The 16,255-nt window shown below is 37.7% G+C and carries 13 protein-coding genes; 4 read left to right on the top strand and 9 right to left on the bottom strand.

Translation table 11 applies throughout. The features are described from left to right. Positions 1–313: 313 nt before the first annotated feature. The 6 genes from ACQKMR_RS06915 to ACQKMR_RS06890 form a co-directional block, all read right to left on the bottom strand. Positions 314–1,459: a mannitol-1-phosphate 5-dehydrogenase gene (locus tag ACQKMR_RS06915; RefSeq protein WP_427696628.1), complete on the bottom strand. Its 1,146-nt coding sequence runs from the start codon at positions 1,457–1,459 to the stop codon at positions 314–316. Between the two features lie 5 nt (positions 1,460–1,464). Further along, positions 1,465–3,555: a BglG family transcription antiterminator gene (locus tag ACQKMR_RS06910; protein WP_427696627.1), complete on the bottom strand. Its 2,091-nt coding sequence runs from the start codon at positions 3,553–3,555 to the stop codon at positions 1,465–1,467. A gap of 87 nt (positions 3,556–3,642) precedes the next feature. Continuing rightward, complete coding sequence (locus ACQKMR_RS06905; protein ID WP_427696626.1) at positions 3,643–5,586, bottom strand: PTS mannitol transporter subunit IICBA; 1,944 nt, start codon at positions 5,584–5,586, stop codon at positions 3,643–3,645. Between the two features lie 319 nt (positions 5,587–5,905). Then, positions 5,906–7,198 (bottom strand): CitMHS family transporter, encoded by a 1,293-nt coding sequence (locus tag ACQKMR_RS06900; RefSeq protein WP_427696625.1) that lies wholly within the window; start codon positions 7,196–7,198, stop codon positions 5,906–5,908. Positions 7,199–7,504: 306 nt separating this feature from the next. After that, positions 7,505–8,191 carry a response regulator gene (locus ACQKMR_RS06895; RefSeq protein ID WP_427696624.1) on the bottom strand — a complete coding sequence of 229 codons (687 nt, stop codon included), beginning with the start codon at positions 8,189–8,191 and terminating at the stop codon, positions 7,505–7,507. After that, complete coding sequence (locus tag ACQKMR_RS06890; RefSeq protein WP_427696623.1) at positions 8,185–9,780, bottom strand: ATP-binding protein; 1,596 nt, start codon at positions 9,778–9,780, stop codon at positions 8,185–8,187. The genes ACQKMR_RS06895 and ACQKMR_RS06890 overlap by 7 nt, the downstream gene beginning before the upstream one ends. 166 nt (positions 9,781–9,946) lie before the next feature. Here ACQKMR_RS06890 and ACQKMR_RS06885 point away from each other — a divergent pair, with 166 nt between their 5' ends. Beyond that, positions 9,947–10,312, top strand: a complete 366-nt coding sequence (locus ACQKMR_RS06885) for a hypothetical protein (protein WP_427696622.1) — start codon at positions 9,947–9,949, stop codon at positions 10,310–10,312. A gap of 33 nt (positions 10,313–10,345) precedes the next feature. On the opposite strand, the gene ACQKMR_RS06880 is transcribed toward ACQKMR_RS06885, so the two are convergent. Next, positions 10,346–10,765, bottom strand: a complete 420-nt coding sequence (locus ACQKMR_RS06880) for a collagen-like protein (RefSeq protein WP_427696621.1) — start codon at positions 10,763–10,765, stop codon at positions 10,346–10,348. Between the two features lie 141 nt (positions 10,766–10,906). Here ACQKMR_RS06880 and ACQKMR_RS06875 point away from each other — a divergent pair, with 141 nt between their 5' ends. Beyond that, entirely contained in the window at positions 10,907–11,356 is a 450-nt protein-coding gene (locus ACQKMR_RS06875) for a hypothetical protein (protein ID WP_427696620.1), read from the top strand. 81 nt (positions 11,357–11,437) lie between these two features. On the opposite strand, the gene ACQKMR_RS06870 is transcribed toward ACQKMR_RS06875, so the two are convergent. Next, positions 11,438–12,364 (bottom strand): DNA-3-methyladenine glycosylase family protein, encoded by a 927-nt coding sequence (locus tag ACQKMR_RS06870; RefSeq protein ID WP_427696619.1) that lies wholly within the window; start codon positions 12,362–12,364, stop codon positions 11,438–11,440. 256 nt (positions 12,365–12,620) lie between these two features. After that, a complete protein-coding gene (locus ACQKMR_RS06865) occupies positions 12,621–13,760 on the bottom strand; it encodes a LuxR C-terminal-related transcriptional regulator (RefSeq protein ID WP_427696618.1) in 1,140 nt (379 codons plus the stop codon). A 221-nt stretch (positions 13,761–13,981) separates the two neighbouring features. Between ACQKMR_RS06865 and ACQKMR_RS06860 the strand changes: the two genes are divergently transcribed. Both ACQKMR_RS06860 and ACQKMR_RS06855 read left to right on the top strand, forming a co-directional pair. Next, positions 13,982–14,737 carry an SDR family NAD(P)-dependent oxidoreductase gene (locus tag ACQKMR_RS06860; protein ID WP_427696617.1) on the top strand — a complete coding sequence of 252 codons (756 nt, stop codon included), beginning with the start codon at positions 13,982–13,984 and terminating at the stop codon, positions 14,735–14,737. Positions 14,738–14,801: 64 nt separating this feature from the next. Further along, positions 14,802–15,545, top strand: coding sequence for an SDR family NAD(P)-dependent oxidoreductase (locus ACQKMR_RS06855; protein WP_427696616.1), 744 nt, complete (start codon positions 14,802–14,804; stop codon positions 15,543–15,545). Positions 15,546–16,255: the final 710 nt, after the last annotated feature.

Here is a 16,255-nt window from a genome sequence, read left to right as displayed (position 1 = left end):
TTTCAATTTACTGCACTAATTCCCTTGTGTAAATCCCTCAATTCAAGCAAGTGTTATATTCTTAATATTAAATAGCCCCTTTCATTAAATAAATCAAAATCGTTACGATTTATACTTTTTATATAAGCAACTCTTTTCTTGACTGTCTCTCATTATAAAACGTAATGATTACTATTTACAAGGTTTTTTTTATCGTTATTGTTAAACGGTCCGCACCTTCAGCCTTCAAGGTTATACTGCTTTACATGATGATAAGTCATCGACTTTTTCGATATGAAAAAACTCCTGAAAATTTATTTCAGGAGTTCTATTTTTATTTTTTCAAGTCGTTGTAATGGCTGACAACTTCTTTGGTTATTTCGTTATTCTCGTCTAAACCGCTAACTTCTTTAAGAACAAAAGGTACACCGTTTTCTTTCACCATCGCTTGCAGCTTTAGGGCTTCTTCATCCTCATTATAATTAAAGAGTAAAGCTGCTGCTATTGCCTTCGCTAAATGTGTATAGGAAAGGCCAGCTTTCTTCGCTTCTACTGCAGGGCGTACAAGACGGTCGTTTGGTCCAAGCTTACGCAAAGGTGAACGGCCTACTCTATTTACTGAGTCATTTAAGTAAGAATTTTTAAATCGATTAATGATCTTTTCAATATACTGCTGATGCTCGTCTGGGTTCAACCCGTATTGCTTTATTAAATAAGCGCCCGTTTCCCCCAATGTTTTCTTGACTTGCTCTACGATGGCTTCGTCTTCCAATGACTGGTCAATCGTCAATTTGTTATCCTTGAGATAGCCCAGGTAAGCGATGACAGCATGACCTGTATTAACGGTAAAAAGTTTTCTTTCAATGAATGGAGCGAGTTCTTTTACAATGGTCATTCCCTCAACGGCAGGAATGTTTTCATTCGTTTCAACGACCCATTCATAATAAGGTTCTACCAAAACATCGAGGGAACCCTCGTTATTTTGAATCGGAACAATTCGATCAACTGCTGAATTAAAGAAGAATACTTTATCAGCTAAGTTTGCCTTTGTATCCTGATCTATGTTTTCTAGAATGTACCCTTCTAAAAGATCTGTTGCTGATATTTGGTTTTCGCAAGCAATCACATATAGTTTTTCATCAGTTTCCTTCACTCTTGAAGTTAACCCTTTTGCAATTAAAGGAGCGATGTGAGGCAAAATATTCGGACCGATTGCAGTCGTAAGGAATGTTGCTTCCTTAATTGCCTTGATGATTTCCTCTTCCTGCTTTAAGCTGTTTAAACCTGATACATTTTCTACTGTGACCGATTCTTGCTGGTCAGTCGCCAATTTGACTTGGTATTGCTTTTTATCATTTAACTGGTCGATGATTTGATCAGCTATATCTACAAATGTTACATGATATCCAGATTGTGAAAAGAGTGCCCCAATAAATCCTCTTCCAATATTCCCTGCGCCGAAATGTACTACTTGTTTCATTTCTATCATCCCTTTATCAAGTTAGTATATAAATAATCCCAAAATATAGCTTCCATTCTACTGCGAATTGCTTCTTCGTCTGATGATGAAAAAATCATTATAGATTCATTGCTTTCAATTAAGCTTGAACTGATCAAGCTGACGATTTCCTGCTGTTTCGCACTTAATTCTTCAGGTGCAAGCATCAGCAACAGGTTTTTCATATATACGTCTTTTCCGTCCATTCCTCTTACTAGACAAGGTTCATCTAAGTGTGCCACCTGGAATATCAACTCTTTCACATTCTTATGTCTGCTATGAAAAAGTCCCATGCCAGTACTAGGTATTCCTAGCCCGCCTTTTTTTTCCCGTTCCTTTAAAGATTCAATCACATCAACCGCACCAGTTAATAGCTTTTCCTTTTCAGCCATCCAAACCATTTCCTCAATAACCTGCCGATGTCCTTTCAGATGCGGCAGCCGATAAAAGCGAAAATTATTGATAACAGCGTCTATTGATTGCTGGACGTCTTTCAGTTCCTGCAATACTTCTTTTAATAAGCCATTCTCTTTTTTTGGCAGGGAATCCTTTTGGGCTGAATGACTGCCATAACGCTTATTCTTAGTGAAGTTTTCAATATTCTTCCTTAAATAATTCCTAATGTTCAATATATTCTCTTCACTCAAAAGAGGGGATACGAGGATATAATCCATATCGATATACGGAAGCCTAACGGTAGAAATGATTACATCATAGTTTTTCAGGCTGCCCTGCTGCTGGATATCTTTGATCGTCTTGATTTCTACAGTCTGGATTTCTATGATTTCTTTTTTGATCCGGCTTGCAAGCATCTTCGACGTACCAATACCTGTCGGACAAACGATGAGTGCCCTTATTAATATTTCTTCCTCCCGCATCACTAATGCAGATCCGAAATGAAGGACAATGAAGGCTATTTCATCTTCAGGAAAATCTTTAATTTCTTTGAATCCCTTTTCAAGACTGGTCTTTACTGCTAAAAAGAGAACCGGATATTTTCGTTTAATATCTTCCGTTAAGGGATTATATAATCCCATTTCCTGTTTGATCCGGAAAAGCGATGGTTCCATGTGGGCAAGGAGCCCTTGATACAATGGGAAATCCTTGGTCAAATCAATTTGCAGTTGAGCAGAAACATCTTTTATCAAATTCCTTATCAATTGGCCTAGCAGCACACTGTCATATGGAATGGCATCCGCTGCATGAAGCTTAGAACCTTTAAGGATGACGGCCAGGTAGCTTATATCATCGATGGTAAAAGAGACTTCCAGCATGGTGCTGAGTTCCTTGCCTATTTTATTCATAAGGTTATTCTCATCCGAAAGTTCTCTTATTTTCTTGAAGTCCTTCTCCAAAAAAAATTGGCTTTCATTTCTTTGCAGGGTTACATAGATATGTACAATTAACCCTATGTACCCGCTATCCGCTAAACGCGAATGGACACTGTTAAAAGTCGAGTTCAGCACCCCATCAATAGCCAGAAGATAATCGGGATCGAAATAGTCTAGGATCTTCCCCTCTGGGAATTTTCCTTCTTGCAACAAAAATAAACTTTCAATCAGCTCTTCATTAAAGAAGTGCAAGAAATAGGCAGCCTGAGCTTTCCGTTTATTTTCTTCAGTGCCGGTAAGCTCTATTCCGACTCCCCTTTTTCTGGTAATCACGATATTAAAATTTCTTATCCACTCAGTAAGTTCGTCTAAATAGGTTGAAAGAGTGGTTATACTTATACCGAGATCCCCCGCTAGAGCTTGAGTTTTATAGGACTCTTCCTGTAGTAAAGCTAAAAGAAGATGCAACTTTCTTTCTTGTGGCGTTTGATCAATCGGATGATTACCCATCAGGTGCTGTACAAGCCTAAAGACTTGTTCATTCTTCCCATCGATGGACAGCCCTTCATGTGTATTTCGGGTTAATTGCAAATCAAATGAGTGCAGAATTTTTTCTACAGACTTTAAATCACGTTGAATCGTCCGGACACTTACATTTAATTGAGATGCAATAGATATGGCCGTATGTTTTCCTGAAGTTTTTATGATCAATTCTATGATTGATTTTTCCCTTGAAGTAATATACATGCTACCAACTCATTTCAGGTGGAGTAACACGAGAAAATACTGAATAGAAAAGCGTTACAACGCTTTTCTATTCTTAGTTAAAAGTATTTAATTATTTTTAACGTTTATAATATCCATTAATTCCCTGACTGATGTGGCTTTAACCATCTTTTCAATATTCTCCATCTCCGAGCAAGTAACCGCAATGCCAGATAGAATTTCAAGATGTGTGCCATCCTTGCCTGCTATCCCGAATATTAACCGAGCCTTTTGGCCATCAAAATCGACACCGTTTGGTATTTGTAAAACGGTAAATCCAGATTTAAGGACATCTTTCTTAGCTTCCTCAGTTCCGTGGGGAATGGCTACATCATTTCCCATATAGGTTGAAGTCATTTCATCACGTGCAATCATCGCTTCAATGTAGCTTTCCTTAACGTATCCTGCATTTACCAAAGCTCTTCCCGCAAAGCGGATCGCTTCTTCCTTATTGTCGAAGTGTTGATTAAGGAAGACATTTTCTTCGCGAAGCAGATCATTATCATCCTGTTCATCTTCGTTGATGCCAGGCTCGATTGAATGTTCACGAACACCTGGAACTTTCTCTTCAGCATCTTCGACAATCTCATGAAGCTCGTCAGTACCATCATCCTGAAGCCGTGCAAGCAATGAATCGTATTCAGGACTTGATAAGAAGTTATCGACAGATACATGAAAAGCATTCGGCACTTTATTTTGTGCTCTTGGAGTTAACTCTTCCTGTGTAATAACAATTTGTGCGTCAGAAGGAATGTTGCTGATTGCTGTATTTGTAACATCAATATTCAAACCAGCTTCCTTTACCTTTTTGCGCAGCAGGGAAGCACCCATTGCACTTGAACCCATACCAGCATCACAGGCAAATATAATTTTACTAACGTTTGTTGGCATAGTGCCCGGATCTGAAGCAAAAACATCAGCAACAGAACTTTTCTTTCCTTTTATTTCTTGCATTTTTTTCGCAGCATCTTCGATATTTTCATCCGTCTGTTTACCTGTTTTCAAGACAAATGCAGCTACGATGAATGATACAATTGCAGCTACGATCACACCTGCAAAGTTAGCAATATATGCGCCCATATTATGCGGAGTTACCGCTGTAATGGCAAGAATACTGCCTGGCGATGCGGGAGCGAACAATCCGCCGCCTAAAAGAACCAAAGTGAAAACTCCGCTCATGCCTCCAAGAATGACCGCTAAAAATAACATCGGTTTCATTAGAATATAAGGGAAATATATTTCATGGATACCACCGAAGAAATGAATGATGGCAGCTCCAGGCGCCGATCTCTTCGCAGTGCCTTTTCCGAAGAAGCAATAAGCAAGCAGAATACCAATACCGGGTCCAGGATTTGCTTCAAGTAGAAACAGAATGGAAGATCCAGTTTGTTTAACTTGCTCTACACCGATTGGTGAAAGGACGCCATGATTAATTGCATTGTTTAAGAACAATACTTTGGCAGGCTCGATTAGAATACTTGTTAATGGCAGTAAACCTGTACCCACAAGCCAGTCAACACCTGCTACAAGCCACCCTGTAAAGACGTTAACAGCAGGACCTATCGCTAAGAAAGATAGAATGGACAGCAAGCCGCCAAGAATCCCAGCTGAGAAATTGTTAACAAGCATTTCAAAACCGGCTTTTATTTTTCCTTCAATAAATTGATCGAATTTCTTAATAACATAACCGCCAAATGGTCCCATGATCATTGCACCAAGGAACATTGGAATATCAGATCCAACAATAACACCCATAGTCGCAATAGCACCAACTACACCGCCTCGGTGATCATGAACTAACTTACCACCTGTATAACCAATTAAAAGCGGAAGCAAGAAAGTAACCATTGGGCCAACCATTTTGGCAAGGCTTTCATTTGGGAGGAAACCAGAAGGAATGAATAGTGCAGTGATTAACCCCCAAGCTATGAAAGCAGATATATTCGGCATGACCATTGAACTTAGAAAGTTACCGAACTTTTGAACAGCAACCTTTATATTAAAGTGAGCCATTTTGCTCTCTTCCCTTCATATTATAGTTTCACCTAATGTTAAGGCACGGTTCATTCACATTCAATAAAAGAAAAAGCTAACTTTGTCGCGGGAAAGAAGACAAACATAATGTTTCTCTTAATTCTAGTTTTATTCAGACAGTTATAAATATCAATGAGCTTAGATAGAAAGAGTGTTAGTGAGGGAGGCGAGCAGTAGGATATAGGGCCACCTTTTCAATCGAAATTAAAGAGCCCCATTCGTAATAGTACTATTACGAATGGGGCTCTTTACAATAAAAAGGTACTTTAAATAATCGGGGAACTACATGCTATATTTCTTATAGTGGGATTATTCCTAATACAAGAGATACCAAAATCATGACAAGAGTCGATCCGCAAGCCCACTTTAAGAAAGTACGCTGCAGGGCTCCAAAATCTTCTCCTACCATCCCAATCAATAGATAGGTAGATGGAACAAGCGGACTTAATAGATGAACTGGCAACCCTAAAAGAGAAGCTCTTCCTATCAGGGCAGGATCAATTCCATAAGCAGCGCCTGCTTTTGCAAGTAATGGAAGTACGCCATAATAAAAGGCGTCATTAGACATGAAGAAAGTAAAAGGTGCGCTAATGATAGCGGTGATAACGGCAAAGTGTGCACCCATTTGGTCAGGAATGTGCTGAATCATAGAGTTTGCCATAGCATCTACCATTTCAGTTCCGGAAAGAATTCCGGTAAAGACACCTGCTGCAAATATCATCGAAACAACGGATAAAGCATTGTCAGCATAATTGGCTACACGTTCTTTTTGATCACTTACTTTCGGATAATTAATCGTAACAGCAATGGCAAAACCTATCATAAATAGGACAGCTGAAGGCATAAGTTCCATAATCAGCGCCACTAGCAGGGTAAGTGTTAACGCATAATTAAAGACAATTAATTTAGGACGCTTAATGTAAGCATCTTCTGTTGCAGCCGCATGTTGAGCTACAGCATTATAATCTACTTCTATTATCCCAATTCTTTTTCTTTCTTTTTTACCCATACAATATGCCATGAATAGAACGAATAGCACTCCGCCGATCATCGCAGGAATAACAGGCGTGAAAACATCGGACATTTCTAGTTTCAAAGCAGTCATCACCCTTGCTGTCGGGCCTCCCCAAGGAAGAAGATTCATGACGCCAGATGACGAAACAGCGATACCAGCTAATACAAGCGGTTTCATTCCAATCCGTTTATATAGCGGAAGCATGGCAGAAATCGTGATCATATATGTGGTTGTACCATCTCCATCTAACGAAATAAGTAAAGCCAAAACTGCCGTACCGAGGGCAATTTTTACAGGATCTCCTTTTACAAGTCTAAGGATCGTATTAATGATGGGATCAAAAACTCCAGCATCGATCAAAATACCAAAGAAAAGGATCGCAAATAAAATCATGATTCCTGTTGGCGCCACACTTTTGATTCCTTCTAACGCCATTTCACCCATTTCACTACCGAAACCACCAATAAGTGCAAAAGCACTAGGTACTACAATCAAAGCTATCATGGCTGAGAGTCGCCCAGTCATAATTAAAATCATAAACACTAATATCATCAAGTATCCTAGTAAAGCGAGCATATCTATCACTCCTATCTTCTAATAAAATAAATTGTATATGAAAACGCTTAATCTGTAAGCGTTTTCAATTTATTGTGTTTTAAAACTATTTTGTTAATTGTGTTCATTATGTTCACGGAGGTACTTTTCCTCTTCAATTTTAAGACTAAACCGGATGCCATCCCCCGGGTTTGAATGGTTGGTTTTTTAATGTTTTTAACAATATTGGTAACTCTCAAGCACTTTTCTTCCCACCGCTTTTCCCATACAAAAAACACCTCCATTTACGAAGGTGTTTTTATATTTCCTAGGTTATCTTTCTCTAAATCAAATCTTATAATATCTACGTTCTGGTCTCCCTACTACCCCATATATTACTTCTGCTTTACATTTCTTTACGGATATCAGGTATTCCAGATAACGCCTTGCTGTTGTTCTAGAAGCACCGATTTGAGAGCTCACTTGCTCAGCTGACAAACCAATGTCACTTATTTCAAGGACATCCATTACTTTTGATAATGTAATTTCGTCGACTCCTTTTGGTAATGCAGGTCCATCATTGATTTTCGGCGTAGACGGTCCCTTTTTTAAAATAAGATCAACAAAATCCTGGTCTATATCTTGTTTAGATTGCATCAGGTGGGCTTTCTTAAGATACTCCACTATGACTTGGTTGAAGCGCTTCATTTCTACCGGTTTAATTAAATAGTTCTCTACACCATAGTGAAGGGCCTTTTCAAGTTGTTCTTTTTCTGTAGCTGCCGTAATCATGATAATATCCACATTCGGGAATTTCTGACGAATGTTTGGAAGTAAGTCTGTACCAAGCTGATCCGGCATATAGACATCAAGCAGAAGCAGATCAGGGCTTTTTTGTTCCAAAATCCGAAGAGTCTTTTTTGCACTTACTGCTTTCCCGACCACTTCAATTTCTTCAAAATTTTTCAAAAATTTCTCATGGATATCCGCTACACGAAAATCATCTTCTGCAATGACCGCTCTTATTTTTAACATTCTTTCCCTCCTGTCTGCTCTTTAGGAAGATACACGGTGAATACGGTGTTTTCTTCCTCGCTTTGAACTTCGATGATGCCACCCAACTCTTTTACAACAGAATCAGCATTTGATAGTCCATATCCACTTGGATTTCCACTTGATTTCGAAGTGAAACCTCGGTCGAAAATAAACGCGATATCATTTTCGGGTATTCCCTTTCCATTGTCACTTACTTCAAATACCATATCATTTCCGATATCGGTAGCGAAAAATCTCACTAGTGGCTCATCTATGCCAGAAACCGCTTCCAGCGCATTATCGATTATATTGCCAAGAATCAAGGTAAGTTGGGACAACTTTATATGTTCAGGGAGTTTCTCCAAGTAACTTTGTGAGTCTATTTCAAAGGGAATCTTCTTTTCTGATGCTTTTCCTATCTTCCCAAGTAACAGAGCTTGTACCTTTGTATCTTTAATCTGTTCGAACACAACACGGTTCAGAGAGTACAGTTCGGATGTTTCGCTTTGAATCATATCTATTGCTTCATCATATTCCCCTAACTGTATCAATCCGGATAGAACATATAATTTATTGGTAAATTCATGGGTTTGTGCTCTTAAATCCTCTGAATGCATCTTCACTTCCGATAATGTGTTAACCATTTCCTCTATTTCTGTTCGATCACGGAACGAAGCGACTACACCGCTTACACCTTCACTATCGAAGATCGGGGTGCAATTCACAATAACAGATTTATCTTTCCATGAAATTTCTTTATCCACTTGCGGTTCCCCTGATTTCAACACTTCGAATAAATATGTTGAAGGAAACAGCCCATCTACTTTCAAATGGCGAACAGGTTCTTTTATATCCAGCAACTTTTTTGCCGGCTGATTCATGGATGTAATCAGACCATTTTGATCAATGGCTATAATTCCTTCTTTCACCGAGTGAAGTACTGCATTTTTTTCTTTATATAAATTAGCAATTTCAAATGGCTCTAACCCTAATGTATCTTTACGTATGCTTCTTGCCAGCATATAGCTCCCAACGATTGATATCATAATGGCTACTAAAGACACAATCATCTCTTTAGACAAATCCTTAAAAATTTGGGCACGAACATCATTCACTAAAAAACCGACCGAAACGATTCCAATTATTTTTCCATCCTTATCAAATATCGGTGACTTTCCTCGAATAGAAAGGCCAAGGGAACCAGCCGCTTCGGAAACGTAATATTCACCATATTGAATAGCCCGAATGTTATCCCCGCCCTCCATTTTCTTCCCTATTTCAGAGGTTAACGGATGGGAATAACGAATTCCATCTTTATTTCCTACAACGATGAATTCAGCCCCTGTTTCCTTGCGAATCTTTTCGGCAATCGGCTGGATTGTTCTAGCAGGATTTTCTGATTCAAATGCCTCCCTGATGGTAGGCATAAAGCTAATGGTTCTTGATAACTCCAAAGCTAATTGACCTTTATCCTTCGCTATTTGTCTTCCTTCCATATAGGAAAAGGAGGTCGTTAATAAGAGAATCAAAAATAAGCTCAATGATAAGACTAACCCAAGAATCTTGGTTTCTAGCGATACTTTCCTCATATTTAACAGCATCCTCTATTTTCATTTCCACTTTTTTAATAATGATTTTACCATTTCTATTAAATATTGAACATTGTGATTTGTTGGCGTTTATTTCACCATATTTAAAAATGAAAGGATTTAAGTAACAAAACAAGGTATAATTTTTAAAAAAATGGAGGGCGAAATGAATTTCTTGAATCCTTATCAAATGATTTATATGATCATCATCACCCTTTTGCTTATTTATGATTTTTTTCCAGTCCTTTTTCTTTCTGATATCGTTTCACCAGAGGTACTACTTGGGGTTATGATCGGTTTATTTCTCAGTGTCCTATTTAAGAAAAATAGTCACACCGATCATGATGTGAGGATCAAGGAGCAGTTGTTTTACACCTTGTATCTCCTTTCCCTAGTGGGAATGTTAACCGCTTTAGGGGGACGATCAACGATAGGTATTTCCTTTAATGATGTCTTTCTTTGGATAGTCCTGCTTCTGTCTTGCTACCATATCTTTTCTTACTGGAAGAAAGCAAAACAGTCTGAAACCTAAAATGCTCAAAGGAAACATCTCCTTTGAGCATTTTCAAAAACATGTAAATGAATTGATTTGTCTTGTATCTATGCCAAAAACTGTCCAGAACCTGCCATTCCATCTGAAGCCTGCAACAGATCGCGGACCGACAAAAATGGGATAATACCAGAAACTTGCACCATTATTTAACCATATAAATGTATTCCGGAATAAGCAAAATGAAATGGCTCCTGGATCTACAGCAAATGTTGAAGCCGATTGTTGAAGAGGGATAAACGATGGCGGAGGGGCCGTTGGCGCTTGTGAACTTGGTGGTAATCCTGGTTGGCCCGGAAATCCTGGTGCACCTGGAAATCCCGGTTGGCTCGGAACCCCTGGTAAACCAGGTATACTTGGAAAGCCGGGTAGACCTGGAAACTGTCGGACAAGATAATCTTGATCTTCATAATAATACGTTGGGTACATATACATAGTCATTCACCTCTACCTGATTGATTGTAATAAGGTATGGTGAATAGGCTTGAGATGGTTGGGCTACTTTGTAATTATTAGGGGGATTCTCACTTAGTAGGCCCTGTAAAACATTATTGTAAGAGAAAGGGGAGAACATTTTTGACTCAATACATCTATATTGCTTCTCCAATGAAACTTCCTGAAGGTTCGTTTGGCCTTAAGCCAGTCTCACCTGAACAACCAAATGTTTTCAAAGATGAATTGGATTTCACACATTTACATTTTGAAGATAATTATGATAGGGCATCAAAAACAAGATTTTCATATAGTTCCCACTTTTCATTCAATCATCAGGTTGCCATTAACCATAACCTTTTACCGCTAAAATACGTATCCAAAAGCAATGCGATACAAGAAAAGTGTTTAGATATATTGTATTCGTATATAGAGGAAGAACTGCACGCTAGCGGAGTTATAGAGTATTTCACTAGTTTGAATGGCCACGAAGACTTGCCCATAGGAGTTAATCGAAGCGTTAGTTGGACTGACATTAAAACACCTTATGATCTAGTTATAGCGGACCGTGAGTTTTGGTATTTTACCTTGTGAATCCACTAGTCTCCCACATTGAAAAATGAACATTCAAAAGCCCACTTTGAATCCAATTCAAGTGGGCTTTACCATGGCTTTTCAATATAGCAATCTCCATAAATAGAACGTCGCATAAGACTCCCAGTTGGCCCACGCTCCTGATAATTTGAGAATTTCTTCTTTCGTAGGTTTTGCTTCAGTTTCCAAAACCAATTTCATTGAATTATGCAACCCGACATCATCAATTGGAAAAGCTGCTGGAAAACGTAAACAGCGCATCAATACATAGTTCGCTGTCCACGGACCGATTCCACGAATTTTGGTCAGCATTTCTTCAGCCGCTTTAACATCCTTAGCATGTAACAACTCTTCTTTTGTGAGATCTCCTCGAACCATCAGTTGGGCCACACCAATTAAATATTCGCATTTCTTCACGGTCATCTTCATCTCTGCAAAATCTTCTACGGTTAAATTCGCTATCACTTTAGGAGTTGGGAACAGCCAATATTTCTCTCCTTCATATTCAACCGATTTACCGAATCTCTCAACAAGTCTCCGTTTCAATGTATAAGCATACGTCAAGTTGATTTGCTGTCCAAGAATTCCCCAGGCAATAGCTTCAAATAAATCCGGGATACCCATATTTCGCAGGCCATAAAATTGACTTACTGGCCTTTCCAATAAAGGATCGTTTTTTGCTAACTCATAAAAAGGAAGCAGATTTGTGTCCAAATCAAACCATTGCCGAATGTATAGGGATACAGCGTCTTTAACATGTTTTTCGATTGGTTCAGTCCGTCCTGGAAATCGAACGAAAAGCTCCGTTTCATTCTTAGCACGGATTTCCACTAATATTGTCTCGTTTTCTACGAATAAGGCACGATAAATTTTTTGATCAACAATTTTAAATAGACATTCATTGGAGGACCGTGACAGGTATTTAAGGTTTTCCGTAAAACTAAACTCTTTGGGTACGTGGATGATTAATTCACACATTTCTTCTTTGTTTGAAAATATCTCTTTCATATTTGCTCCTCCTTTGTCGCGTACGCTTTATTCTAATCAAAAAATAATTACGTTATCTTGCTCTTTCCTTCTAAATTTGGACCGGGTATGAAAACAAACCAAAAAAGTAATGAATCCTAGAGGCTGAAAGTCGAGAAATCATAAGTAAACCAAAAGAAAAAAGACCATTATTTTTGGTCCTTCTTAGTGTTCATCGGTCATATATTAGGTTTTCCTAAGACCCTCTCATTGTTGACGGATTTGCAAAAGGGGGGAATTAATTTAATAAACCTAATCGAAAAGCAAGGGCAACGACTTGCGTCCGATTTTTTGCTTTTAGTTTAGTCATTAAACTGCTCACATAATCTCTCACCGTATGCTCGCTTAAGAACAATAATTCGCCTATTTTTTTATTGTCGTACCCTTCCGAAAGCAAATCAAGAATCGTGGATTCTCTTTCTGTTAAGTGAAGCTCGGAAGTTTTTGCTACTTTTTCACCTTTTCTTGATAAAAATAAGCCAAGTCGTTTCCCCACTTGTTCAAGTAAATCTAACTCATCTTTCGAACAATCAAAGTCTTCCCCTAACTGATCAAAAGTAAGCCATCCAAACAATTGATCTTGATGGGTGATTGGTATAAAGATAACGGAAGACAGATTAAATAATTTTACATGTTCCTCTTTTACATAATTTTTTGGATTTTTTAAATAAATCGGTTTTTTGGAACTCAAAACTGTATTCTGCTCAGTAAGCTGTCCTTTCATGCTCTGTACCTTTGGAAGCTCTGCACCAATAACACCGTAGAATTGATTCGACCATGGGACATAAGCGTAAAAAACACATCGTTTATAATGAAAATACTCTTCACATTTTTTTAATATATAGGCTAAATCTTGAACTCCTGAAGAGCGGATCAGGAGTTTGTTTAATTTGTCTAACAATTGGAGTCTTTTAAGTTCCCTATTTTCATGGAGATTTTTTTTGGTAAGATCTGTAGTATCTTCATCTATCCAATTGTTATAACTATGGACAAGGTATGTAAAAATAGATAATAAAAACATTAATATAGTAATCATTCGGTTATGTTTTATTTGGAGCATTAGTGTAGTCAAAGATTTTTGGAAAATCAATTGAAACATGTTAAAACTTTTCATATTTATAATCGATAACTGAGATTGAAGCCAAGTGTCTAAGTGACTAGCTAAATCTTCATCGATACCTTCAATGTTCGAATGAGTTAATAGTTGAAAAAATGAATGCAGCAACGTATCAGTTATTTTTCGATCTGACTCGGAAATGGAAGGTTCTAGACTGAGGTAGATATTTACATTTTCTTCAATCTGTTTGCTATGAGTTTTGATGAACAATACGAATTGTTGAAACGTAATTTCTTCATATGGATGAAATGGCTGAGTCATAAGAAATTCTTCTCCTTCAAACAAAATAACCCTATAAATGGAGGATATTCACTCTATTATTATACATCATCTTATAGGATAGTATTTCAAAATGAAAGTAGTAAGATGGACGTGTAGCAAGTTAGTAAATCATTTAGAATCCGATTTCGAATATTAAAAAGGTTCTTTGTACACAATTTTATACATGATTTTAATAAATAGTGAAAGGATGCGTACTTGTAATGAGACTTGAAAATAAAGTGGCCATCGTAACCGGTGGAGGTACAGGAATTGGTAAAGAAACAGCCTTATTGTTTGCTAAAGAAGGAGCAAAAGTTGTTATCACTGACATAAATCAAGAATCTGGAAGCCAAGCAGTAAAAGACATTCAAACAAATGGTGGAGAAGCACTTTTCGTCCAACACGATGTTAGCAAAGAAGAAGACTGGAAAAAGGTTGCAGAGGAAACCATAAAGACTTTTGGTAAAGTTGATGTTCTTTTCAACAATGCTGGAATTTATATTATAAAACCTGTTGCAGAGATTGAACTGGAAGAATGGAATCGTCTAATGTCTATTAATGTTACTGGCGTATTCCTTGGAATGAAACATATCATGCCATTGATGGCCAAACAAAATAAAGGTTCAGTGATTAATGCTTCCTCCATAGCAGGTTTGATGGGATCTCCAGGACATGTTCTATATGGTGCTAGTAAAGGAGCAGTACGTATTATGACAAAAGATGCGGCGATGGAATATGCTTCTGCGGGGGTTAGAGTGAACTCTATCCATCCTGGATACATCGATACTGGAATGGCAGACTATGCTTCAGAGGTAACTGGAAATTCAAAAGAACAATTAGGTGCAAATTTATTTCCTTTAGGACATCTAGGATCTGTAAAAGATGTAGCAAATACAGTGCTATTTCTTGCTTCTGATGAATCAGCTTACTCGACAGGTGCAGAATTTGTGATTGATGGTGGAGCAACAGCAAGATAAAAAGATGTAGCAATGTTAACAATAGGATATCGACATGAATAAATTCTAGAATGGAGAGATTGAGATGAAATTAAAAGATAAAGTAGCAATCGTAACAGGTGGAGCAAGCGGAATTGGTGAAGCGACTGTTCGCCTTTTTGCTGAAGAAGGAGCAAATGTGGTCATTGCTGACTTTTCAGAACGTGGTAAAGACATATCAGTAGAATTGAATACGAATGGATATAATACGTTATTTGTTAAAACAGATGTAACAAATGAAGAAGATATTAAACAGATGATCAATGAAACCGTGAATAAATACGGCAAGCTAGATATTATGTATGCAAATGCTGGAGTTGCTGATGATGCACCAGCACATGAATTGTCCTATGAAAAATGGAAACGAACCATCGATATTAATTTGTCAGGAGTATTCCTTTCTGATAAATATTCGATTGAACAGTTTCTTAAACAAGGTACAGGAGGTGTCATTGTTAACGCTGGTTCTATTCATAGTTTTGTTTCATTACCAAATCCAACAGCCTATTCCTCTGCAAAAGGTGGCGTGAAGCTACTAACTCAAAACTTATGTACTGCTTATGCAAAAGATGGTATTCGTATTAATGCGGTCTGCCCTGGTTATATTGACACTCCTTTACTTGCAAATGTTGATCCTCAAACGAAAGAATATTTAGTTTCTCTTCATCCACAAGGTAGACTTGGAAAACCGGAAGAAATAGCAAAGGCTGTCTTATTTTTAGCAAGTGATGATGCCAGTTTTGTTAATGGTACAACCCTTCTTGTTGATGGGGGCTATACCGCACATTAATTTACATTAAGGGATATCTTATAATAACAAAGCAGTCTAAATCGCAGATCATTTAGAACTGCTTTGTTATTTCATTTTGTATTAAAAAAGTGAACTAACTCTTTCATCAACTGATATACCCTTTTGTGATTCACAACTAAACTATGTTTGCAAAACAGCCAAGTTCTCACTCTGCCATAAATTAATTCCATTTGTCGCAAATACTCCTGGAGTTTTATCCACCTTCCTTATTTTAACAGACCTAACCTATTTATAGTTACTTCCAAATTTTCACTAGAGCAACTCTTTCAGCATTATGGTGAAAGAGTGTGAGCCAGATATTACCCCTACTCCTCAAGCTAGGCCTTCCTTCTTATTTTTTCAGCTTCAGCCCTTGAATATCAAGAACATCGCTTTTCTAGTATAATGGAGGTTATGTAAATAGATGGATATTACGATAAACTGAAAATGTAAAGGGAGTTTTACCTTAGCCATGAGAATATCAAAGAAAAGATTTTTAATTAGCTGTTTAGTAGCTATTATCTTGATGTACCTTGCTACCTCTATCATACAATACTCCGATGGTGAACCGATAAAGTGGTTGGGTAATTTAGGCTATTCGATTTATTTTACAATATTTATAGCCTTTTTCCATTGGTTATTTGGAGATTTTAACATAAAAAAAGCCGATCACTAATATAGTGAAAGTTTCAGTGTAGACAAACTCGATA

Origin of the sequence: Peribacillus sp. NPDC096540 (assembly GCF_050278525.1) — a bacterium.
In the GTDB taxonomy this organism is placed as follows: domain Bacteria; phylum Bacillota; class Bacilli; order Bacillales; family DSM-1321; genus Peribacillus.
The sequence above is the reverse complement of the archived record's forward strand: the minus strand, read 5'-3'. Positions and strand labels throughout refer to the sequence as shown.

Coding starts and splice junctions, on each gene's coding strand:
- ACQKMR_RS06915 (WP_427696628.1), bottom strand. CDS start 1,459: ATGAAACAAGTAGTACATTTCGGCGCAGGGAATATTGGAAGAGGATTT.
- ACQKMR_RS06910 (WP_427696627.1), bottom strand. CDS start 3,555: ATGTATATTACTTCAAGGGAAAAATCAATCATAGAATTGATCATAAAA.
- ACQKMR_RS06905 (WP_427696626.1), bottom strand. CDS start 5,586: ATGGCTCACTTTAATATAAAGGTTGCTGTTCAAAAGTTCGGTAACTTT.
- ACQKMR_RS06900 (WP_427696625.1), bottom strand. CDS start 7,198: ATGCTCGCTTTACTAGGATACTTGATGATATTAGTGTTTATGATTTTA.
- ACQKMR_RS06895 (WP_427696624.1), bottom strand. CDS start 8,191: ATGTTAAAAATAAGAGCGGTCATTGCAGAAGATGATTTTCGTGTAGCG.
- ACQKMR_RS06890 (WP_427696623.1), bottom strand. CDS start 9,780: ATGAGGAAAGTATCGCTAGAAACCAAGATTCTTGGGTTAGTCTTATCA.
- ACQKMR_RS06885 (WP_427696622.1), top strand. CDS start 9,947: ATGAATTTCTTGAATCCTTATCAAATGATTTATATGATCATCATCACC.
- ACQKMR_RS06880 (WP_427696621.1), bottom strand. CDS start 10,765: ATGTATATGTACCCAACGTATTATTATGAAGATCAAGATTATCTTGTC.
- ACQKMR_RS06870 (WP_427696619.1), bottom strand. CDS start 12,364: ATGAAAGAGATATTTTCAAACAAAGAAGAAATGTGTGAATTAATCATC.
- ACQKMR_RS06865 (WP_427696618.1), bottom strand. CDS start 13,760: ATGACTCAGCCATTTCATCCATATGAAGAAATTACGTTTCAACAATTC.
- ACQKMR_RS06860 (WP_427696617.1), top strand. CDS start 13,982: ATGAGACTTGAAAATAAAGTGGCCATCGTAACCGGTGGAGGTACAGGA.
- ACQKMR_RS06855 (WP_427696616.1), top strand. CDS start 14,802: ATGAAATTAAAAGATAAAGTAGCAATCGTAACAGGTGGAGCAAGCGGA.